Here is a 17,310-nt window from a genome sequence, read left to right as displayed (position 1 = left end):
CTTCAATAAGTTTAAATACGCAAAGGAACCTTAATTATGTCAAAAAATTATTTAACAATTAAAGAATCTGGTTTAGCCACATTAATTGAAAAGAAGTCTTCCTTCATTTGTCGTGTCACTCGAATCGCGACAGAATCTGATGCAGTTGCTTTTATTGAATCAGTCAAGAAATTAGAACCTAAAGCAAGACATCACTGTTTTGCATACACATTTGGTACTGAGTCTGAAATCCAACGTCAAAGCGATGATGGTGAACCCTCTGGAACGGCTGGTGTTCCCATTCTAGAAGTTATTAAAAAAAATCAGCTTAAAAATATTTGTATCGTTGTTAGTCGAAAGTTTGGTGGTATTAAGCTAGGTGCTGGTGGTTTAATCCGTGCTTATAGTAATGCTGCTTCGCAGACGATTGAACAAATTGGTATCGTTGAACGTATTTTACAAACCGAACTTATTTGCCAAATTGCTTACCAAAATGTTGGAAAACTTGAAAATTATCTTGAAAAAAATTCAATTATAATCCAACACACAACCTATCTTGAAACAGTAGAAATAACTTTAGCAGTTGATAAAAATTTGATATTAACCTTACAAGATCAACTAATCAACCTACTCAATAACCAAATAACTTTTAAATTAGGCCAAGATTTATATAATGAAATTCAAGTTAAGTAAAAAGGATGCCCAATTACTGGACATCCTTTTTACTATCTATTTTTTTGAAGTCATCGTTTTAACAATTCTTTTAATCCAATTTAGCAGTGGCTTTCGTTTAGATCCAACTAATCCGATGGACTCTACGAATAGTTCTAGTCCCACTAATGTCGCAACTGACATTAGTATTGAACCCCAAATTGATGATATTGGATAAAGTAATGAAATAAATGAAAAAATTAACGCAATGCCATATATAACTAATACTGTCTGTCGATGCGTTAACCCCATTTGCATCAAACGATGATGTAAATGATGTTTGTCTGCTTGAGAGATAGGCTTTTTATTTAAAATCCGGCGTAACATTGCATAAACAGTATCCGTAATTGGTACACCCAATATTAAAACAGGCACAATAATAGAAATAAAAGTTGCATTTTTAAGTCCAGATAAAGAGAATACTGAAATCATAAATCCAATAAATAACGCGCCTGTATCCCCTAAGTAGATTCTAGCTGGAAAGAAATTATATGGCAAAAATCCAATCAGAGCAGCAACCAGCGTAAACATCATAATTGCAATATAACTATTTGTATTAACTAAAAAGAAATAGCCTACCAAACCACTTGTAAATAAATCAATAATGGAAACCCCAGTTGCTAAGCCATCTAATCCGTCTATTAAATTAATAGCATTTGTAATAGCTAAAATCCAAATAATTGTAATAGGGAAACTCATCCATCCTAAATTAATAATACCAAAATAAGGTAAAGTGAATGTCGTCATTCGCATATTTGAAAAAAAGTAGACGATCAAGGCGGCAACTGTGATGCCAAACATCTTTTGGCGTGGTTTTAATTCAAACTTATCATCTAAAACACCGGTGATAATAATTACCAATTCAGCAACAAACAGTGTCACTAACATTTTTATTGGATATTGATTTTTTAAAATAAAAAAATTCGTAAAGTTAAAAGCTATAAAAATGGCTAATCCACCCATTGTAGGCATTGAAACCTTATTTACTCGTCTATTATTTGGAACATCGACTGCTCCAATTTTAATTGAAAATAGTCTAATAACGGGAGTTAGCAACGCGGAGATAAGCGCTGTTGCGAAAAATGCTACGATAATTGGAAACATTTTGATATCTCTCCTTAAAAATATTCTGTCATAGTAGTCTTAACTATACCACGTTGTTAAATAAATACAAAAAAAGTATCAATTAAATTTAATTGATACTTTTCAATGTTTATTTTTTCAAATGATAATTATATGTTGCAACAATAATATTCTCGCGAGAATTTAAGACCGTTCTCAATCTTAAACTCGTTTGATTATGAAGAATATTTTGCCATGGTTTTCTTGGAACAAACTGTGGTACTAAGACTGTCGTTGTGAAGTTACGAGCAGCGGCATTCTTAGCAATAACATCTGTAAATTTCACAACAGGTGAAGCAATTGAACGATATGACGAATGTAAATCAACAAAACGAACACCAGGGAAACGTTCTTTAAATTCACGTTCCGTTTCATGTTCTTTTTCCGGATTTGTATCGAAAGAAACGTGCATTGCAATTACGTAGTCACCAATTGAACGTGCATAATTAATTGCACCCGTTGTAACATGCGTTACAGAACTAACTAACACGATAACTGTGGAGCCATCGTAATCATGAATTTCTGCTTCTTCTGTTAAACGTAATTGTTCGGCAACTTTATTGTAATGATCATTTATTTTATAGAATATAATATACATAACTGGCATGATAATAAAGAATGGCCATACTGTTGATAAGCGATATCTAAAGAGAATCAACAAAATACTAAATGAGATAAAGGCCCCTAAGAAATTGTAAAAGGCTTTCATAATCCAACCTTTTGGGCGATCATGATACCATTTTACAATCATCCCTGTCTGAGACAACGTAAACGGAATAAACACACCTACCGCATATAATGGAATTAATAATGACGTTGATCCATTAAATATAAATGTTAAAATAATTGATCCGGCCGCTAACGTGATAATTCCGTTAGAGTAGCCTAATCGATCACCTTTATCCATATACAAATGAGGCATAAATTTATCTTTAGCTAAATTAAACGCTAAAATTGGAAATGCCGAGAAACCTGTATTTGCAGCTAATACTAAAATCAATACTGTTGAAAATTGGAAAACGTAATACAAAATACCTTGTCCAAATGTTGTTTGTGCAATTTGTGAAAGAACAGTTACTTTTTCAGTAGGAATAATGCCATACCAATAGTTTAAGAATGTTATTCCACCAAAGAAGACTGCCAAAAGCGTCGCCATAATTGTTAAAGTAGCAGCAGCATTTTTAGCATGTGGTTTTTTGAAGAAAGGCACTGCATTACTAATTGCTTCAACACCAGTTAATGAAGATGATCCCGATGAGAATGCTTTCAAAAGTAAGGCTAGTGTAATTCCAGGAACGGCCGTACCCACAGCAGCTGTTGCGTGGTAAGGTACTTGACCTGTCATAATATTATAACCACCAACTAGTAACATCAATATAATCATAACCACGAAAAGATAAACAGGAATAGTTAAGAATGAAGCTGATTCCCGCAAGCCTCGTAAGTTCATTGCCATTACCAAAATAATAATAACCACTGAGATTGCTACTTGATGTCCATATAACGAAGGTACCGCAGAAATCAATGCCTCAGTCCCTGCGGAAACACTAACCGCTACTGTCAACATATAATCAATTAAAAGCGATCCACCAGAAATTAATCCAGCATTTTTACCTAAGTTTTTACTTGAGACAACATACGCGCCTCCACCCTTAGGATAAGCATGGATAATTTGGCGATACGAAATTGTAATTGAAGCCAATAAAACTAAGACTAACAATGCAATTGGTAATGAATACCAGATTGCCATTGCTGAAAAGCCCACTAAAACGGTAACAATTTGTTCCGTACCATACGCCACAGATGAGAGTGCATCTGACGATAAGAGCGCTAATGCCTTAAATTTTGATAATTGTTGATCTCCTTCTTCAGAAGATTTTAATGGCTTCCCAATTAAAAGTCTCTTTAAATAACGACGCATTTCTCTTTACCCCTTATGTTCTATATTTAAAAATCCATTCATAAATGATGCCAAAACAGCGCATTTATTTTACTGAATAGTTATTTTAATTACTAATTTCTATTCACCGAATTCACTCTATTTTACTCGTTTATTTTTAAATATACAATACTGCAAACAAACTTTATTTTCAGCATAAAAAAAGAGCTACTAATCCCAGAATAACACGGATTAATAGCTCTTAAATTTTCATCATTTTTTATGACAAATGGGTTACATCATACCGCCCATACCACCAGGCATTTGTTGTGGATCAGCTGCAGATACTGGTTCTGGTTTATCTGCAACAACTGCTTCAGTTGTTAATAATAAGGCTGAGACACTAGCTGCATTTTGCAATGCTGAGCGTGTCACTTTAGTTGGATCAACAATCCCAACTTCAATCATATCTTGCCATTCATTTGTTGCTGCGTTAAAACCAATACCAGGTTTTTCTGATTTTAGTTTTTCAACAATAACTGAACCCTCAAGTCCAGCATTCTTTGCAATTTGGCGTACTGGTTCTTCCAAAGCACGTTGAACAATCTTGATACCCGTTAATTCATCGCCAACTGCTTCAAGTGCAGCAACTTTACTAATAACGTTAACAAATGCAGTACCACCACCGGCAACGAATCCTTCTTCGACAGCAGCGCGTGTCGCATTCAAAGCATCTTCAATACGGTATTTGCGTTCTTTTAATTCTGTTTCAGTTGCAGCACCAACTTTGATGACAGCAACCCCACCAGATAATTTTGCCAAACGTTCTTGTAATTTTTCACGATCAAATTCAGACGTCGTTTCATCGATTTGTTTTTTAATCAAACCAACACGTTCTGTAATTTTAGCTTTATCACCAGAACCTTCAACAATAACTGTGTTTTCTTTTGTAATATTAACTTTACCAGCTGAACCTAATTGTTCAATTGTTGTATCCTTCAATTGTAAACCAAGTTCATCAGTAATCACTGTTGCACCAGTAACGATGGCAATATCTTCAAGCATCGCTTTACGACGATCACCAAATCCAGGTGCTTTGACTGCAACAACGTTAAATGTACCACGAATTTTATTCAATACTAATGTTGGTAAAGCTTCCCCATCAACATCATCGGCGATGATTAACAATGGGCGACCTTGTTCCACAATAGATTGTAATAATGGTAAGACTTCTTGAATATTAGAAATTTTCTTATCCGTTACTAAAATATATGGTGTCTCTAAGTTAGCTTCCATTTTATCGTTATCAGTTACCATATATTGTGACAAGTAACCTCGATCAAATTGCATCCCTTCAACGACATCTAATGATGTATCGATGCTTTTTGATTCTTCAATTGTAATAACGCCATCATTACCAACTTTTTCCATAGCGTCAGCAATTAAAGCACCAATTTCTTCATTAGCTGAAGATACAGAAGCAATTTGAGCAATATCTTCTTTTGTTTCAACTTTGTGTGATAATTCATGTAATTCAGCAACGGCTGCTTTTGTAGCAGTTTCGATACCACGACGAATCCCAACAGGGTTAGCACCTGCTGTCACATTCTTCATACCTTCAGTGACGATAGCTTGTGTTAAAACAGTAGCAGTTGTCGTTCCATCACCAGCTATATCATTCGTTTTTGAAGCAACTTCTGATACTAATTTAGCACCCATATTTTCAAAATGGTCTTCTAATTCAATCGCACGAGCAATTGTTACACCATCATTTGTAATAATTGGTGAGCCATATGATTCTTCTAAAACAACATTACGGCCTTTTGGTCCTAAAGTTGATTTAACGGTATTGGCTAATTGGTCAACACCTCTAAGCATTGCTGAACGAGCATCTTCAGAAAATTTTAATTCCTTTGACATAATTAATCCACCTCATCTTTAATTTAAATTTATATTAGTCTACTGTTGCAACGATATCTTTTTCATGAACAATTAAGTAGTCTTTACCTTCGAATGAAACTTCTGAGCCAGCATACTTATCAAATAAAACGGTCTCTCCAACGTTAACAGCAACAGCAATTTTTTCACCGTTATCCATCGTACGGCCATCACCAACTGCAACAATTTTTCCTGTTTGTGGTTTTTCTTGTACGTTACTTGCTAAGACGATCCCGCCTACTGTTGTTTCTTCTTCTTTTGTTACTTCTAAAATAACACGATCTGCTAATGGTTTTAACACGTTCTATCCCTCCAACACTTTTATTTAGCACTCTATCTTCCTAAGTGCTAATCACAAAATTAACTATAATCAATTTTTCAAACAATTGCAAGCATTTCAGCTCTTATTTAATAGAATTTTTAATATGAATTGAATTCGCTATCTAGTCAATTATGCTATACTTATCATACAAATTTATTCACTAGAAAAATGCACGACTATCTAATTACAGTTAAAGGAGTTCTCATGTCAAAATCAACTAGTAAAAATTCAATCGCTATTTTATTAGGCTACCTCGTTATCTTTATTTTACCAACAATTCTGAATCAACTATTTTCTTTAAAATCAGTTATCTATCCAGTAATGACGGCTGATTATGTTTTAGGAGCAATATTGTTAATTTGGTTAAATCATTACTTCAGTGCTAGAAATACAATAGATGGTTCCTCTAAATGGTCACAAATTATTTCGTGGGGTATTCTTGGATTCGTTCTAACGTTAGTAATCCAAACAGTTATTCAATTAATTTCATTCACCATTTTAAAAACGACCGTACCCTCACAAAATACAAATGAAATTATGACTATTTTTACAAAATATCCTTATTATATGTTGGCAGTCTCACTTGGTGCTCCCATTATGGAGGAACTCGTTTTTAGAAAAGTCTTTTTTGGCAATTTAGCAAGTTTCATATCACCTATTTCTGCCGCAATTCTTTCTAGTTTATTATTTAGTTTGGCACATAATGATGGCCATTTAGCTATCTACTTTTTAATTGGATTACTTTTCTGTTACCTCTACAAACGAACAGGTGACATCAAAACGTCAATGATTGCTCATATTCTTATGAATAGTCTAGTATTAATTATTCAATCGTCACTTTAAAAGAAAGGTGGAATTATTTTGATTCTGTTACAAGTACAACAAGCAGCTCGCTATTTTGGCGCAGATGTTCTTTTTGAAAATGCAAATATGGATATCAAAGACGATGCTAGGATAGCCCTAGTTGGTCGAAATGGTGCTGGAAAATCAACATTAATTAAAATGATTATTGATCAAGAGGCTACTGATGCTGGTCAAATCATTAAACATAAAGGCATGACCATCGGTTACTTAGCACAAACAACAACTGTTACTTCAGAACGTTCGATTTGGGACGAAATGAGTCGTGTTTTTGATTATTTAAAAAAAATGGAAATCCAAATTCATACATTAGAAGCCCAAATTGCTGATCCTAAAAATGCAGAAGATTCTGAAAAATTTGAAAAACTATTATCAACCTATGATCAAGTTTCACATGATTTCAGTGAAAAAAATGGCTATGGTTATGAATCAGAAATCCGTTCTGTTTTACATGGTTTTAGATTTTATGAAGAAGATTTCAATCGCGATATTAGGACTCTCTCTGGTGGTCAAAAAACACGTTTAGCCTTAGCAAAATTACTTTTAGAAAAACGTGATTTATTAATTTTAGATGAACCAACTAACCACTTAGATATTGAGACACTAACTTGGTTAGAAGGCTATTTGAAGACTTATACAGGGGCACTCTTAATTGTCTCTCATGATCGTTACTTCTTAGATAAAATTGTGACAGAAGTTTATGATATGAGCCATAATGAAACGACTCACTACAATGGCAACTACTCCCAATTTATTGTAAAAAAAGAAGCTAATTTAAAACAAGAATGGAAAGTTTTCGAAAAACAACAAGATAAGATTGAAAAACTCGAAGATTTTGTTAATAAAAACATTGTTCGAGCCTCAACAACAAAACGAGCGCAAAGTCGTCGTAAACAACTCGAAAAATTAGATAAACTTGACCGACCAGAAGGTGACGAAAAAGCCCCTCGTTTTAGTTTTAAATCTGCAGATGAGAGTGGTAATATCGTTTTAACTGTTGCCGGGGCAGCTGTTGGTTACGATAATAAAGTGTTATCTGAACCCGTTTCAATTGATTTACATAAGCATCAAGTTCAAGCTATTGTTGGCCCGAATGGTGTGGGAAAATCAACCTTACTTAAAAGTATCTTAGGCCAAATTCCATTTATTCGTGGTGAAGCATTCCTTGGCGCTAATGTTCATGTTGGCTACTACGATCAGGAGCAAAATCAATTAACAGATAAAAATACTGTTTTAGATGAACTCTGGAATGATCATCCTTCAACTCCTGAAACAGATATTCGATCATTATTAGGTGGATTTCTATTTTCTGGGGATGACGTTTTGAAACGTGTCTCAAATTTAAGTGGTGGTGAAAAAGCGCGTCTTGCTTTGACCAAACTTGCAATGGACAAAGATAACTTCCTAATCTTTGATGAACCCACTAACCATTTAGACATTGATAGTAAGGAAGTCCTTGAAAAGGCGATTGCTAACTTTGATGGTACTGTCTTACTTGTTTCTCATGACCGCTACTTCATTAATAAAGTTGCAGAAAGTATTATTGAAGTTTCAAAAGAAGGCTCTACTTACTACATGGGTGATTACGATTATTATGTTGATAAAAAAGAAGAATTAGAAGCTATCGCAGCCGAAAAAATGGCACTTGAAATTGCCTCATCTTCAGAAGTCCCTGAAGTTAAACCAACAACTAATTATCAACAAAATAAAGAAACGCAAAAGGAACAACGTAAATTAACACGTGAAATTGATCGTTTAGAATCTGAATTAAGTGAATTAGAAATTCATCAAACAGAACTTGAAGAAAAAATGTCTCAACCTACTATTTTTAGTGATGCAGATAAACTTCAGGAACTACAAACTGAACTACAATCTATTCAAACTGCAATAGAGACTGCAGAAACTAATTGGGAAGAAGCTAGCTTAGCTTTAGAATAAGCTAGCTTTTTTTTTTTTATTTATTGACATTTAAAGAATGAAAGCCTATTCTTTTGTTGTAATCTAAAAATAAAATATAAGTACACTAGGGGTGTTCTTTAGAAGAACTGAGATAGGTTTTTTCAACCTAATCCCTTCGAACCTGTAAGCCAAAACTTGCGTAGGAAAGTGTGAAGAAGGACCCCACTCTACAATTTTTTTGTCAAAGAGTGGGGTTTTTGTGTACTCAAGAGGAGAAAGTTATGCCATTAGAACTACTCGATAAACTTCGTGAAGAGAACCCAGTAATTTTCAACATTTCTAATTACATCACGGTTCAAGACGTTGCCAATGGACTCAACGCAATTGGCGCTTCCCCTATCATGCCCAGTGCGATTGAAGAAGCAGCCGAAATGTTACAAATTTCTGCTGCTGCCACAATCAATATGGGATCATTTAAAAGTTCAGAATTACCTTACATTGAGAGGGTTAGTCAAATCGCAAACGATTTAGCTATCCCACTTGTGCTAGACCCAGTTGCTGTTGCCATGCCTTACCGACAAAAAGTAATTACAAACTTGCTTGAGCATTTTCATTTTAATTTTATTCGCGGTAATGCTGGTGAAATTGCTGCATTAGCTGGTGTTGAATGGCAAGCAAAAGGTATTGATGCAGGAAATGGTTCTGCAGATTTAGCAGAAATCGCAAAAATTGTAGCCAAACGGTACAATTGTACGGTTGTTCTAAGTGGTCCTACAGACTATATTTCTGATGGAAAGCGTGTTGCAACTGTGACACAGGGAACGTCTCTTTTCCAAACACATGTTGGTTCAGGCGATATGCTTTCAAGTTTAATTGCTGCGTTTGCAGCTGTCTCTAAAGATAATGAGTTTGAAGCAGCAAGAATCGCCTGCCTTATCTTTGCAACAACTGGTGAACTTGTTGCTGATGAGTTAATTACCGAAAAACCAGGTAGTTTTATTGTTAACCTACTTGATAAACTACATTTAATAACGATAAATGAACTTTCTAATCAGATAACGATGAAAGGAGACCTATAATGCCTGATTTTCCACAAGCACTTTCAATTGCTGGATCCGATAGTAGTGGTGGCGCTGGTATGCAAGCTGACTTAAAAACGATGCAAGAACGGCATGTCTATGCTGCAACAGTTCTCGTCGCAATCACTGCACAAAACACACTTGGTGTGCAAGACAGTCTTCCCCTCCCTGCTAAAATTATTAATGAACAATTTGCCTCAATTGCAAATGATTTAGCCATTAAAGCATGCAAAACAGGGATGCTTGCAGATTCAGAACACGTTAAAGTAGTCGTTAAAAATCTGAAAAAATATCAATTTGGTCCCCTAATTGTTGACCCTGTCATGGTTGCAAAAGGCGGTGCCACACTTCTTTCTGAGGATGCTGTTGTTACAATCAAAGAAGAATTAATTCCTTTAGCCACGGTAGTAACCCCGAATATTCCAGAAGCTGAAGTCATAACTGGCTTGACCATTAATTCAAAAGAAGACATGAGTGCAGCTGGAAAAAAGATTAAATTATTAGGTGCAAAAAACGTCATCATTAAAGGCGGACATTATAACTCTGAAAATATCGTAAATGACTTTGTATTATTAGAAGATAACGATTCATTCTGGATGAGCTCGAAACGTATTGATACAATTCGAACTCATGGCACTGGTGATACCCTCTCAGCCTGCATTGCAGCAGAAATTGCCAAAGGACAAGATATTAAAACGGCCATCTTAGTGTCTAAAAAATATGTTGAAGCAACAATTAGCAACGGTATTATCGTTGGACATGGTCACGGGCCATTAAATCATTGGGCATATCGTGAGGTAACGCAAAATGAAGACATTTAATCAATCATGGTTAGCAAGTTACTTCATTGCAGGAACTCAAGACGTCGCCGACAATCAATTACTACCTACTTTAGAACGAGCGTTAAAATCAGGCATTTCTTGTTTCCAATTTAGAGAAAAAAATCTCTTAACCCCTTTAACCCGGATACAAAAAAAGACACTCGCAATTGAATGTCAGAGGTTATGCACAAAATACCAAGTTCCTTTTTTCATTGATGATGATCTACCTTTAGCACTTGAAATTCAAGCAGATGGTATTCACGTTGGCCAAAATGACCAAAAGATTCAAAATGTGATAGATCAATCGGCGGGTCAATTAGCGATTGGCCTTTCTTGTCAAACACTCGATCAAATTAAACAAGCCAATCAATTATCAGGTATCGCTTATATTGGTAGTGGCCCTGTCTTTCCTACAAAATCAAAGTCAGATGCGACTGCGCCTCTCGGAATAGCTGGCTTAAATCAATTACTATCAATTAGTAAACTCCCGATTGTTGCAATTGGTGGTATTTCAGAAAATAATTTAGCCAAACTGGCTACTACAACTGTTTCGGGAGTTGCTGTTATTTCCTTGATTGCTAAAAGTCCGAACATTGAACAAACAGTTCAATCCATAAATCATTATTTTAAATTGGAGGACGATTAAGATGACAGAAACTAAAGAATTACGTGGACAATTTTTACTTTGGCTAGGTGCGGCCATTTCAATTGCCGAAATTATGACGGGCATGTTACTAGCTCCACTTGGCTTTTCTAAAGGTTTCCTTGCAATTCTAATTGGTCATTTAATTGGTTGTGGTCTCTTCTTACTACCTGCTGGTTATATTGGTGCCAAAAAGCATCAGACAGCCATTCAGTCAACTAAAGTTGCTTTTGGCTCAACAGGTGTGCTCTTATTTTCACTTATCAATTTGATTCAACTAATTGGTTGGACCGCTGTTATGATCGTCAACGCAATTTCAGCAATGAATGGTATTTCAAGTTCCTTACTTAATTTTAAAAATTCAATTATTATGGGACTTGTCATAGCTATTTTGATTATCATTTGGTTATTAGTTAGCGAAAATAGTTTGTATCGAATTAATTTAATTGTTGTTAATTTATTAGTTATTGGTGCAGGTATCATGATTTTTTTAATTTTCAAAGTACCCGTTTCACATACTTCCAATGGCTTAAATATGACATTTGGATCAGCTGTTGAATTAAATATCACCATGGCGTTATCTTGGCTACCACTAATAGGTGATTACACAAAATCAACAAAACATCCACTTGCTATGTCTACAGTTAGTTCGTTTAGCTATTTTTTAGGTAGTTTAATCATGTTTACCATTGGCTTACTTTTAACAACTAGAACCGGATTCACTGATTTTACCTCGTTCTTGGCTACATCAGGTTTAGGTATAATCGCATTATTCATTATTATATTTTCAACTGTTACAACCACATTTTTAGATGTTATGTCAGCAACAATTAACGTTCAGAATATACATTCCTTTAAACATATGAAATTGATTAGTATCATTATAGTTGCGCTTGGCTTAGTCATTGCATGGGTAGTTCCTATTGATAATTATCAAAATTTCTTATATTTTATCGCGTCAGTTTTTACACCATTATATGCAATTGTTTTTGTCACTTACTTTATTATGAAAAAAACGTTGCCTTATTGGTTAAATATTATTTGGTGGTTAATTGGCATTATTGCGTACTATCAATTACAACAATTTGATTTTATTTTTGGAACCACAATTATTATTCTATTCGGACTAGGATTACTCGTTTATCTATCCCAATTTATTTTACCAAAAAATTATTTTAGAAATATAAATTAACCATTTACAAAAAAATAGAGATTTAGCGTTCTCCCCAGTGTTAAACAACTGTTTAGCATTACAAGGCGAACTCTAAATCTCTATTTTAATTTTATAATAATTAAACTATCCAATCAAATTCTAAACTAGGATCAGCATTTAAATTTAATCCTGCACGTTGACCTTTAATAAATTCAACATATCCTGCTGCACCAATCATTGCAGCATTATCACCACATAATTTAATGGGCGCCTTCACAAATTCAATATCATTCATTTTCTTCATATCAGATTCAAGTCTTGTACGTAACCCTTTATTAGCTGCCACACCACCGGCTAAAATTAATTGTTTAATATCATACTCATGACAAGCACGTACCGTTTTCTCAGCAAGTACATCAATCACACTTTGTTGAAAGCTTGTTGCTAAATCAGCCCGGTCCAACTCTTCGCCTAATTGATCTGCATGGTGAACTGTATTGATGAAGGCACTTTTCAATCCACTGAAACTAAAGTCATAACTGTCATCTTTGATCATGGCACGCGGAAAATTAAACGTATCTTGTCCAGTATGTGCAAGTTCATCAATTTCTTTTCCTGATGGATAAGTCATCCCAAGAACACGCCCAACTTTATCATAAGCTTCACCTGCTGCGTCATCACGTGTCTCACCAATAATTTCAAATTGACCTTCTTCAGGCATATAAACTAACTCAGTATGTCCACCCGAAACGAGTAAAGCCATTGATGGATACACTATTTCAGATTCATAGCGCGCTGCAAAAATATGGCCTGCCATATGGTTAACGGGAATTAAAGGCAACTCGTGAGCAAATGCGATAGCTTTAGCAGCAGAAACACCTACTAGTAAAGCACCAACTAATCCTGGTCCATAAGTAACCGCAACAGCATCTAAATCATCATAAGTTACATTTGCTTCTGTCATAGCATCTTTAATACAACTCGTAATTTGTTCAATATGGTGGCGGCTGGCAACTTCAGGTACAACACCACCAAAACGTTTATGACTATTAACTTGCGTTGCAATGATGTTCGACAAAATAAGATGACCGTCTTCGACCACTGCGACACTAGTTTCATCACAACTTGATTCAAATGCTAAAATTAGATTTCTTTCCGTTTTATCCATTGAGACCTCTTTCAACTTAATTCATATTCCTTTATTTTAATTTAAGCAACATATCAACAGCATCTTGCCCATCTTCAACATAATAATTCTCTCGGATACCCACTTTAGTAAATCCTAATTGGTGGTATAGATTTAAAGCCGTCTGGTTATCACGGCGAACCTCTAAACTAACTGTTCTAAATCTCATTAAACGAGCACGCCTTGTAATAGACGTTACCAAAAAGTTTCCCATCCCTCTACCCTGACATTCAGGTAGAACAGCAATATTCGCAATATGTACGTCTCCCGTTATTGCATCCGTTGAACAACCAATAAAGCCTAACATTTTATCTTCCTTACGTAAGACTAAATAAAGTGTTTTGCTTTTTTGGCAAATTTCGCCTTCAAATATTTTTGCACTCCATGGTGATTTACCATCATAAACTGCTTTTTCAATCTCAAGTAGTTCCGGAATATCAGGTACAACAGCACGTGTCATAAAATAACTTTCATTTCTAATTTTAATTCTATGATTCTGAAAAACTAATGTCCTAACAGGTTCATCTGGTCTTAATTCTGGAATAATTTGTTTCACTCGTGCTTTAAATTTTTTCAACATAGGTATTATGATCCTTATCTGAATGGGTTTCTAACCATTGCGTCTCTGCTTGCGTTAATCGTAAATAATTCGGAATAAATGTCTCCTGATTAGCGGGCTCTTTATCTTTACCAATTAATCCCAAAATAAATGCCTGAGGAATATTTAAAAATGAAGCTGGAAACTGTGCCTGATCACCTAAAATATCGATAATTTGTTGTTTAAATAAATCGACATCAGTTCCAACAAAAATTTGTGGTCGGTTACGCTCTTTTAATTCAGTCACCCAAGTCACAAGTTCTCTATGCTGGTCTGGTAATTCATTTACAAGCTCATTATCATTTTTATACAAACCTGAGAATACGTAATTCCTACGTGCGTCAAATAACGGTACAATATCAGAATCACTATTTGTGGAAATACCTGCAGCCAACATTGCTAAACTAGAGACACCAACTAATTCACAATCTAATGTAAATGCTAGTGTTTTAGCTGTGGCAACGCCAATCCTGAGACCAGTAAAAGATCCTGGACCTTGTGCAACCACAATTCGGTCTAGCTCTGCAGGCTTAATACCTGCTAATTTCATGACATCAGAAATTGCTGGCATCAATGTAATACTGTGATTTTTTTTTATATTCGTTGTGATAGTTGCTAATAATGCACTATCTTCTAAAACAGCGACGCTGAGTGGTATATTCGATGTATCAATTGCTAAAATTTTCATTCATATCTTCCTTTATCTCTGCTTTGTTAACATTTTAGCACAAAAATAGTATCACAAATTTTTTCTAAGAGAAAATTAACAAAAAAATAGGACAAATAATTGTCCTATGGTTAATAACTAATTTATTTTGAAAATCCATTTGGATGCGTCTGTTCAAAAGTCCATGCTGTCTTAATGATATCTTCCATATTTTCATACTTAGGAGCCCAACCAAGAATTTCATGTGCTTTTTCACTTGCTGCAATTAAAGTTGAAGGATCACCTGCACGACGTGGTGCAATTTCTGCAGGAATTTCTTTACCTGTTGCACGGCGTGCTGCTTCTAGAATTTCCATATTTGAAAATCCATTAGATGAACCCAAGTTAAAGGCATTACTTTCATTTCCCGCAAGTAAGTAATCTAAGGCGCGAATGTGCGCATCTGCTAAATCAAGAACATGCACGTAATCACGGACGTTTGTACCATCTTTGGTATCATAATCGTCCCCAAAAATTTGTAATTTTTCACGTTCTCCGTTAGCAACTTGTAAAATAATTGGAATTAAATGTGTTTCAGGATTGTGATCTTCACCGATGCTACCATCTGGTTTTGATCCAGCAACATTGAAATAACGTAATGCGACAAACTTAACACCATCTGCAACGTCAGTCCAGTGCATAATTTTTTCCATGGCTAATTTACTTTCACCATATGGATTTGTTGGAATTTGAGGGTCATCTTCATGAATTGGGACAACTTTAGGTTCACCATATGTTGCAGCTGTTGAAGAAAAGACGATTTTTTTAACGCCAACTTCAGTCATGACTTCAAGTAAATGAATCATCCCTGCTGTATTATTGTCAAAATATTTTAATGGTTTTACCATTGATTCACCAACAAGAGATGAAGCTGCAAAATGAATAACTGCTTCAATATCCTCATTTTTGAAAACATTGCGCATAAAATTTTTATCCGCAATATCTCCTTGATAAAATTTTGCCTTTTTATTAACAGCCTCTAAGTGCCCTGTCACTAAATTATCGACAACAACAACATCACGACTATTTTCTACTAATTGATCAACAGTATGTGAACCAATGTAACCTGCGCCACCCAAAACTAAAATTGACATTTAAATTCCTCCAAATAGTTTATTTTCTTTATTATAACTTATTTTAGTAAATTTATCAGTGATTCACCCTTCTTTAGCAAATAAATAGACGACGAAAATAAATTCGCCGTCTGGTTAATTTCTATAAGTCACCCGTTAAAAATTGTGCTTGGCCCATGCCAAAGCTCCAATCTTCATCAGTATTAGTTGTTAAATTAATCATTAAATCTTCTGGTCTCAATCCAACTTTTGTTTGTAACTGTTGCATTAACTGTTGATAGAAGGTTTCTTTTTGCTCTGTCGTTCTTGGTCGCGTTGTTAAACTAAAGACCAATACTTCTTTTGTTCGCATAAATCCAAGCCCAGTATCTAAAATTTGCATTTCATTTATTGGATGTTGAGTGACAATTTGATATCTGTCACTAACTGGTGCGCCAAATGAATTAAGCATTACATCATAAGCAATATCTAAAATTTCTTTTATTTGGCCTTCAGAACGGCCTTCAATCATATCAATTTTCATCAATGGCATAGATTGAATCCTCCTATAATCGTTTACCTAATCTTTGGATTTGTTTATTATTACCAACCATATATAACAAAATAATTTGAATTGGAATTAAAATTAAATCTTTGATAGCACGTGCATAGATAATTGTCCAAGGTGACTGGTACATTAATACTAGCCAGAATGTATTTAACAATAAATCAATAACAACGACATTGATTAATACGGCAATAATAATTCGCGGTAACGTAAATGGTTTTTTATAAAATACAAGTCCATAGAAAAACGCACCTAAGAAAGCAGATAGCGAGAATCCCCAGAAAAATGTACCTCCTTTACTGAATAATACTGTTCCAAGTAAATCCGATAAAACAGAACCAATACCACCCAGTAATGGGCCAAACCACGCCGCTAATAGATAAGTCGCAATAAAAGTGAAACTTATCCGTAACGTCAATACCTGATACGATAATAAATTAGTTAGAATAATTTGACCAGCCAATAATAGACCCATCACCGCTATATTCTTTGCGGTTAACCTCTTTGTTAAATTTTCCATGATTCAGACATCTCCTCGTTGGAGTTGCCACATTGTGGTATGCGGCGAATGCGAAAACACAACCGCAGCTATCGCTAGCCTTCGTCCAAAAGACACATTCCGTCCTTTTGGCACTTAACGCTGTATTCTCTACCCCGAAATTTTGTATTTTACTACTTGTGTAGTATACCACTAAAAAGAAAATAACTTTGGGTGTTGAAGTGAACCCCCTGAGTTGGAGAAATCTAACTCAGGGGGTTTTACTATGTTCACAGTTGAAATAAAGAAAAAAGT

General features: G+C 34.9%; 17 protein-coding genes and 2 riboswitches. Of the genes, 7 read left to right on the top strand and 10 right to left on the bottom strand.

Annotated elements, in window-relative coordinates; all coding sequences use genetic code 11:
- The first annotated feature begins 36 nt into the window (after window positions 1-36).
- Window positions 37-672 carry a YigZ family protein gene (locus AC1RP4_RS07300; protein WP_481761956.1) on the top strand — a complete coding sequence of 212 codons (636 nt, stop codon included), beginning with the start codon at window positions 37-39 and terminating at the stop codon, window positions 670-672.
- 36 nt (window positions 673-708) lie between these two features.
- On the opposite strand, the gene AC1RP4_RS07295 is transcribed toward AC1RP4_RS07300, so the two are convergent.
- From AC1RP4_RS07295 to groES, 4 genes are all read right to left on the bottom strand, one after another.
- The gene (locus AC1RP4_RS07295) at window positions 709-1,794 is read right to left on the bottom strand and encodes a glycosyltransferase family 4 protein (RefSeq protein WP_481761955.1); all 1,086 of its coding nucleotides are present in this window, start codon (window positions 1,792-1,794) and stop codon (window positions 709-711) included.
- 109 nt (window positions 1,795-1,903) lie between these two features.
- Window positions 1,904-3,733, bottom strand: coding sequence for an APC family permease (locus AC1RP4_RS07290; protein WP_481761954.1), 1,830 nt, complete (start codon window positions 3,731-3,733; stop codon window positions 1,904-1,906).
- 252 nt (window positions 3,734-3,985) lie between these two features.
- Window positions 3,986-5,611, bottom strand: a complete 1,626-nt coding sequence (gene groL, locus AC1RP4_RS07285; protein ID WP_481761953.1) for a chaperonin GroEL — start codon at window positions 5,609-5,611, stop codon at window positions 3,986-3,988.
- 34 nt (window positions 5,612-5,645) lie between these two features.
- A complete protein-coding gene (gene groES / locus AC1RP4_RS07280) occupies window positions 5,646-5,930 on the bottom strand; it encodes a co-chaperone GroES (RefSeq protein WP_481761952.1) in 285 nt (94 codons plus the stop codon).
- Between the two features lie 225 nt (window positions 5,931-6,155).
- Between groES and AC1RP4_RS07275 the strand changes: the two genes are divergently transcribed.
- The 6 genes from AC1RP4_RS07275 (at window position 6,156) to cytX (ending at window position 12,446) form a co-directional block, all read left to right on the top strand.
- Window positions 6,156-6,794 carry a CPBP family glutamic-type intramembrane protease gene (locus AC1RP4_RS07275; RefSeq protein ID WP_481761951.1) on the top strand — a complete coding sequence of 213 codons (639 nt, stop codon included), beginning with the start codon at window positions 6,156-6,158 and terminating at the stop codon, window positions 6,792-6,794.
- 18 nt (window positions 6,795-6,812) lie between these two features.
- The gene (locus tag AC1RP4_RS07270; protein WP_481761950.1) at window positions 6,813-8,750 is read left to right on the top strand and encodes an ABC-F family ATP-binding cassette domain-containing protein; all 1,938 of its coding nucleotides are present in this window, start codon (window positions 6,813-6,815) and stop codon (window positions 8,748-8,750) included.
- Between the two features lie 77 nt (window positions 8,751-8,827).
- A riboswitch (TPP riboswitch) is annotated at window positions 8,828-8,934 on the top strand.
- A gap of 58 nt (window positions 8,935-8,992) precedes the next feature.
- Window positions 8,993-9,790 carry a hydroxyethylthiazole kinase gene (thiM, locus tag AC1RP4_RS07265; protein ID WP_481761949.1) on the top strand — a complete coding sequence of 266 codons (798 nt, stop codon included), beginning with the start codon at window positions 8,993-8,995 and terminating at the stop codon, window positions 9,788-9,790.
- Window positions 9,790-10,611, top strand: coding sequence for a bifunctional hydroxymethylpyrimidine kinase/phosphomethylpyrimidine kinase (thiD, locus tag AC1RP4_RS07260; protein ID WP_481761948.1), 822 nt, complete (start codon window positions 9,790-9,792; stop codon window positions 10,609-10,611). The genes thiM and thiD overlap by 1 nt, the downstream gene beginning before the upstream one ends.
- Window positions 10,598-11,257 carry a thiamine phosphate synthase gene (gene thiE / locus AC1RP4_RS07255; protein ID WP_481761947.1) on the top strand — a complete coding sequence of 220 codons (660 nt, stop codon included), beginning with the start codon at window positions 10,598-10,600 and terminating at the stop codon, window positions 11,255-11,257. The genes thiD and thiE overlap by 14 nt, the downstream gene beginning before the upstream one ends.
- Window position 11,258: 1 nt before the next feature.
- A complete protein-coding gene (cytX, locus tag AC1RP4_RS07250) occupies window positions 11,259-12,446 on the top strand; it encodes a putative hydroxymethylpyrimidine transporter CytX (protein ID WP_481761946.1) in 1,188 nt (395 codons plus the stop codon).
- Window positions 12,447-12,546: 100 nt separating this feature from the next.
- On the opposite strand, the gene tsaD is transcribed toward cytX, so the two are convergent.
- The 6 genes from tsaD to AC1RP4_RS07220 form a co-directional block, all read right to left on the bottom strand.
- On the bottom strand, window positions 12,547-13,575 hold the full coding sequence (gene tsaD / locus AC1RP4_RS07245) for a tRNA (adenosine(37)-N6)-threonylcarbamoyltransferase complex transferase subunit TsaD (RefSeq protein ID WP_481761945.1): 1,029 nt from the start codon (window positions 13,573-13,575) through the stop codon (window positions 12,547-12,549).
- Between the two features lie 31 nt (window positions 13,576-13,606).
- On the bottom strand, window positions 13,607-14,173 hold the full coding sequence (gene rimI / locus AC1RP4_RS07240; RefSeq protein WP_481761944.1) for a ribosomal protein S18-alanine N-acetyltransferase: 567 nt from the start codon (window positions 14,171-14,173) through the stop codon (window positions 13,607-13,609).
- Window positions 14,157-14,879, bottom strand: a complete 723-nt coding sequence (gene tsaB, locus AC1RP4_RS07235; RefSeq protein ID WP_481761943.1) for a tRNA (adenosine(37)-N6)-threonylcarbamoyltransferase complex dimerization subunit type 1 TsaB — start codon at window positions 14,877-14,879, stop codon at window positions 14,157-14,159. The genes rimI and tsaB overlap by 17 nt, the downstream gene beginning before the upstream one ends.
- 122 nt (window positions 14,880-15,001) lie before the next feature.
- A complete protein-coding gene (gene galE, locus AC1RP4_RS07230) occupies window positions 15,002-15,991 on the bottom strand; it encodes a UDP-glucose 4-epimerase GalE (RefSeq protein ID WP_481761942.1) in 990 nt (329 codons plus the stop codon).
- 121 nt (window positions 15,992-16,112) lie between these two features.
- Window positions 16,113-16,502 carry a tautomerase family protein gene (locus tag AC1RP4_RS07225; RefSeq protein ID WP_481761941.1) on the bottom strand — a complete coding sequence of 130 codons (390 nt, stop codon included), beginning with the start codon at window positions 16,500-16,502 and terminating at the stop codon, window positions 16,113-16,115.
- 13 nt (window positions 16,503-16,515) lie between these two features.
- Window positions 16,516-17,037, bottom strand: coding sequence for a folate family ECF transporter S component (locus tag AC1RP4_RS07220; protein WP_481761940.1), 522 nt, complete (start codon window positions 17,035-17,037; stop codon window positions 16,516-16,518).
- Window positions 17,038-17,077: 40 nt separating this feature from the next.
- A riboswitch (THF riboswitch) is annotated at window positions 17,078-17,176 on the bottom strand.
- Between the last annotated feature and the right edge of the window lie 134 nt (window positions 17,177-17,310).

This window comes from Dellaglioa sp. CoH-56-MRSF-10 (assembly GCF_056782175.1).
This window is presented reverse-complemented; position numbering and strand designations above follow the sequence as displayed.

What these genes read in the sequence shown, in the direction of transcription:
- AC1RP4_RS07300 (WP_481761956.1), top strand. Translation starts at nt 37, where the DNA reads ATGTCAAAAAATTATTTAACAATTAAAGAATCTGGTTTAGCCACATTA.
- AC1RP4_RS07295 (WP_481761955.1), bottom strand. Translation starts at nt 1,794, where the DNA reads ATGTTTCCAATTATCGTAGCATTTTTCGCAACAGCGCTTATCTCCGCG.
- AC1RP4_RS07290 (WP_481761954.1), bottom strand. Translation starts at nt 3,733, where the DNA reads ATGCGTCGTTATTTAAAGAGACTTTTAATTGGGAAGCCATTAAAATCT.
- groL (WP_481761953.1), bottom strand. Translation starts at nt 5,611, where the DNA reads ATGTCAAAGGAATTAAAATTTTCTGAAGATGCTCGTTCAGCAATGCTT.
- AC1RP4_RS07275 (WP_481761951.1), top strand. Translation starts at nt 6,156, where the DNA reads ATGTCAAAATCAACTAGTAAAAATTCAATCGCTATTTTATTAGGCTAC.
- thiM (WP_481761949.1), top strand. Translation starts at nt 8,993, where the DNA reads ATGCCATTAGAACTACTCGATAAACTTCGTGAAGAGAACCCAGTAATT.
- thiD (WP_481761948.1), top strand. Translation starts at nt 9,790, where the DNA reads ATGCCTGATTTTCCACAAGCACTTTCAATTGCTGGATCCGATAGTAGT.
- thiE (WP_481761947.1), top strand. Translation starts at nt 10,598, where the DNA reads ATGAAGACATTTAATCAATCATGGTTAGCAAGTTACTTCATTGCAGGA.
- cytX (WP_481761946.1), top strand. Translation starts at nt 11,259, where the DNA reads ATGACAGAAACTAAAGAATTACGTGGACAATTTTTACTTTGGCTAGGT.
- tsaD (WP_481761945.1), bottom strand. Translation starts at nt 13,575, where the DNA reads ATGGATAAAACGGAAAGAAATCTAATTTTAGCATTTGAATCAAGTTGT.
- rimI (WP_481761944.1), bottom strand. Translation starts at nt 14,173, where the DNA reads ATGTTGAAAAAATTTAAAGCACGAGTGAAACAAATTATTCCAGAATTA.
- tsaB (WP_481761943.1), bottom strand. Translation starts at nt 14,879, where the DNA reads ATGAAAATTTTAGCAATTGATACATCGAATATACCACTCAGCGTCGCT.
- galE (WP_481761942.1), bottom strand. Translation starts at nt 15,991, where the DNA reads ATGTCAATTTTAGTTTTGGGTGGCGCAGGTTACATTGGTTCACATACT.
- AC1RP4_RS07225 (WP_481761941.1), bottom strand. Translation starts at nt 16,502, where the DNA reads ATGCCATTGATGAAAATTGATATGATTGAAGGCCGTTCTGAAGGCCAA.
- AC1RP4_RS07220 (WP_481761940.1), bottom strand. Translation starts at nt 17,037, where the DNA reads ATGGAAAATTTAACAAAGAGGTTAACCGCAAAGAATATAGCGGTGATG.